Raw genomic sequence first — 2,895 nt, 5'->3', positions numbered from 1 at the left:
TGAAGGTAGGTCTTTTTTTGTTGAGTAGGAATTCCAAATAAATCCCCTTTCTGGAAATTAATTAGCATTTATCCCAAAATCTCAACTTAATTCTTCTTGACAACACCTAAAAGAAATGTTACTATTAGGTATATAAAAGTATTGAAATCTGATGCTGATGAAAAGCTAGGCTTGCTTAGGAGGTATTGGTAAAATGAAACAAAGTTTTGATATTGCCGAAGCAGTCAATGACTCGAATCAACCTAGCTTTTCTCAAATAAGAGATTAGGCTCGCATGCTTTAGGATTTTCAAGGAAAAATTTAGACAATTTGGAGGAAGGCAGCAATGACAACTTTTCTAAAAAGCAGGCAACTTTATGAAGCCAGTATATTAGCCTATCAGGGGGATCAACTCTATTTGGAAGAAAACAAGGGACAGATGTCGAGTGACACGCCTTTTGCCATTGCCAGTATTTCCAAGTTATATACTGATGCGATTGTTTTCCAGCTGATTGACCAAGGAAAGCTAACCTATGATACAAGCTTGACGGATATTTTACCGCCAGAAGTGACCAAGCATTTGCCTCAAGCGGAGCAGATTACTGTAAGACATCTGCTGGATCAAATATCCGGCTTTCCGAATTATGAAATGGACCGTCAAATGAATGGAAAGGTTTTGATAGATGACTTGTACAAAGCCGATCGGCGGGTACCTTTTGAAGAAACCCTGGAAATGATAGCAGAATTACCTGCTAAATCATGTCTGGATGGAGATAAAGCCTACTACGCTGATATCAATGCTATGCTCTTAGGAAAAATGGCTGAAACAGTGACTGGGCAGACCGCTGAGCAACTGTTAGAGCACATCATTTGCCAGCCGCTTCAGCTTAGTCAGACCCATTGGGGGACAGGCCATGAGAAACTTGCTTCCCTATACAATGGCAAGCAGTCTATAGCTTTTCAAGCCTATCTTTCCAGTCAAGTATACCAAGGCGGTATTGTGGCGACTAACAGGGAGTTAATGACCTTTATCCGTGCTTTCTTTACTGGCAGATTGTTTGCAAAGTCCCATATTCAGCAGCCGGCTTTTCGCCCTATTCAATTCCGCCCTCTCAAGTATGGCAGCGGTATGATGCAGCTGACAATCAGCTCCTTCATGTCTCTCTTTTTCGGTGGCGCGCATGAAATTCGTGGCCATAGTGGGATAACAGGAAGTTTCGCCTTTTATTGTCCAGAAAAGGATGTCTTTGTCACAGGTACGTTCAACCAGACAAAAAAACGTCCCTACCCTACCATTTTTCGGGCTATTGCGGCTGGTGTGAAGAGACAGAAGGATTTAAAACAAGGGAGATGAATAATTTTTTGACGAAAGGAGACTGCTATGAAACAGTCCATAACTACAATTAAGCGCAATGTCATTATCTTTGCATTCTTCAGCACCCTATGTGGTTGGATTGGTTATGTTGTTGATAAAGTAACCGGCCAAGCTCATTACGAAAATATCGGAACAGAGATAGGAAGCGGCTCTTTAGGGATGCTGATTTGGCTGGTAACTCCGTTAATCTGTACCATCTTTCTTCGAAGCTTTGGCGGAGACAGCTGGAAAGAGGCAGGGTTTTCCATTAATTTTAAAAATAACAAAAAATTATACCTGATTAGTTTTTTAGTTTACCCTCTTGTTACGATGATAGTGATATTCTTGGGATTGATGACACAAGGCATCAGAGTGACAGATGTGAAGGTTGAGTTCACAGCCTATCTTGGAATCTTGCTCACACAGATAGGAACTCAATTCATAAAAAATATTTTTGAAGAATCTGTTTGGAGGGCATATCTTACCAATCAATTAATCAAATTAAAATTATCCGACTTAAAACTATATCTACTTGTTGGCTTTATCTGGTGGATTTGGCATCTGCCTTACATTATGAAGTTTCTATCTGAGAGAGAAATCCAAAATACCTTGCCGGTTGGAAGGTTTACATTCTTCCTTATCGGGATGATAACTGTTGCATGTTGGACGGCCATGTATACAGAGATTTTTAGAATTACCAAATCTGTTTGGCCTCTAGTTATTATGCACACTATGGAGGATGCGGTTATAAATCCTTTACTATTACTAGGATTTGTCTCGGTAGAAAAAAATCAGGCTTTCCTCTTCTCGCTTTCAGTGGGGATGATTCCGACTATTCTTTATTTAACAGTTGGTCTAGTGATACGAAAATGGAGAAAAAACAGGAGTATGGAAAGTCGAGCTAACAGAGTAATATAAGACGATAATGTTGATTTATTTTTCTATTAAATAGAGGCAAAAGACTCTCAAAAGTCTATAAAATTTGAAAAGTTGACATTTCAATGAATTATGTTCTAATTTTTTTGTAATTTTCAAGTTTTTATATATGTAAATGTCAAAAAAAAGTGTATAATGGATTAGTAAATTAAATTTTAGGAGAGGATTTAATTATGAAAAAGTTGGATATTACAACAATGCCTGACTACAGGAAAGTCGAGGCTGTTGTTCAGTTGTTAGTTAATGGAACCTTAACTAGTTATCGGATTGCGACGGATGCAAACATCAGCAAGATGAGTATCCTGACCTTAACTAAAGGGACCAGTAAGATTAAGAACATTACTTATCAAACTGCGATGGCCTTAATTAATTGGTATGAAGAAAACCATGAAAAATATGGCATCACCATTCATCACAAGGCCGCAGGATAGTCTAAAACTATGATGTAGCTCAACCCTAACCCAGCCAACCATTCGGATAGCTGGGTTTTTCTATGCCTCTTAATGAGACAAGCCAGAGGCGCCGTCGAATTTAGGCTCTTTGTCAACTGTAGTGGGTTGCTAAAAAGTCATATCCTGGAGAGGACCAAAAAGTTCCTCTCCTTTTTGATATTCAAAGCAATGAGG

General features: G+C 38.9%; 3 protein-coding genes. All 3 read left to right on the top strand.

Annotation, left to right across the window (positions count from 1 at the left end; all coding sequences use genetic code 11):
- Positions 1–325 precede the first annotated feature (325 nt).
- The 3 genes from RG608_RS11465 (at position 326) to RG608_RS11455 (ending at position 2,700) form a co-directional block, all read left to right on the top strand.
- Positions 326–1,333 (top strand): serine hydrolase, encoded by a 1,008-nt coding sequence (locus tag RG608_RS11465; RefSeq protein WP_268687948.1) that lies wholly within the window; start codon positions 326–328, stop codon positions 1,331–1,333.
- Between the two features lie 27 nt (positions 1,334–1,360).
- The gene (locus RG608_RS11460) at positions 1,361–2,251 is read left to right on the top strand and encodes a type II CAAX prenyl endopeptidase Rce1 family protein (protein ID WP_308946998.1); all 891 of its coding nucleotides are present in this window, start codon (positions 1,361–1,363) and stop codon (positions 2,249–2,251) included.
- A 191-nt stretch (positions 2,252–2,442) separates the two neighbouring features.
- Positions 2,443–2,700: a hypothetical protein gene (locus RG608_RS11455; protein WP_002927965.1), complete on the top strand. Its 258-nt coding sequence runs from the start codon at positions 2,443–2,445 to the stop codon at positions 2,698–2,700.
- Positions 2,701–2,895: the final 195 nt, after the last annotated feature.

Source organism: Streptococcus sp. IsoGale022, from assembly GCF_031142805.1.
GTDB lineage: Bacteria > Bacillota > Bacilli > Lactobacillales > Streptococcaceae > Streptococcus > Streptococcus sanguinis_A.
Note: the sequence above shows the minus strand (reverse complement) of the source record. Positions and strands in the feature narration are given on the sequence as shown.

Excerpts from the sequence above, each read along its gene's own strand:
- RG608_RS11465 (WP_268687948.1), top strand. The coding sequence starts at position 326 with ATGACAACTTTTCTAAAAAGCAGGCAACTTTATGAAGCCAGTATATTA.
- RG608_RS11455 (WP_002927965.1), top strand. The coding sequence starts at position 2,443 with ATGAAAAAGTTGGATATTACAACAATGCCTGACTACAGGAAAGTCGAG.
- RG608_RS11460 (WP_308946998.1), top strand. The coding sequence starts at position 1,361 with ATGAAACAGTCCATAACTACAATTAAGCGCAATGTCATTATCTTTGCA.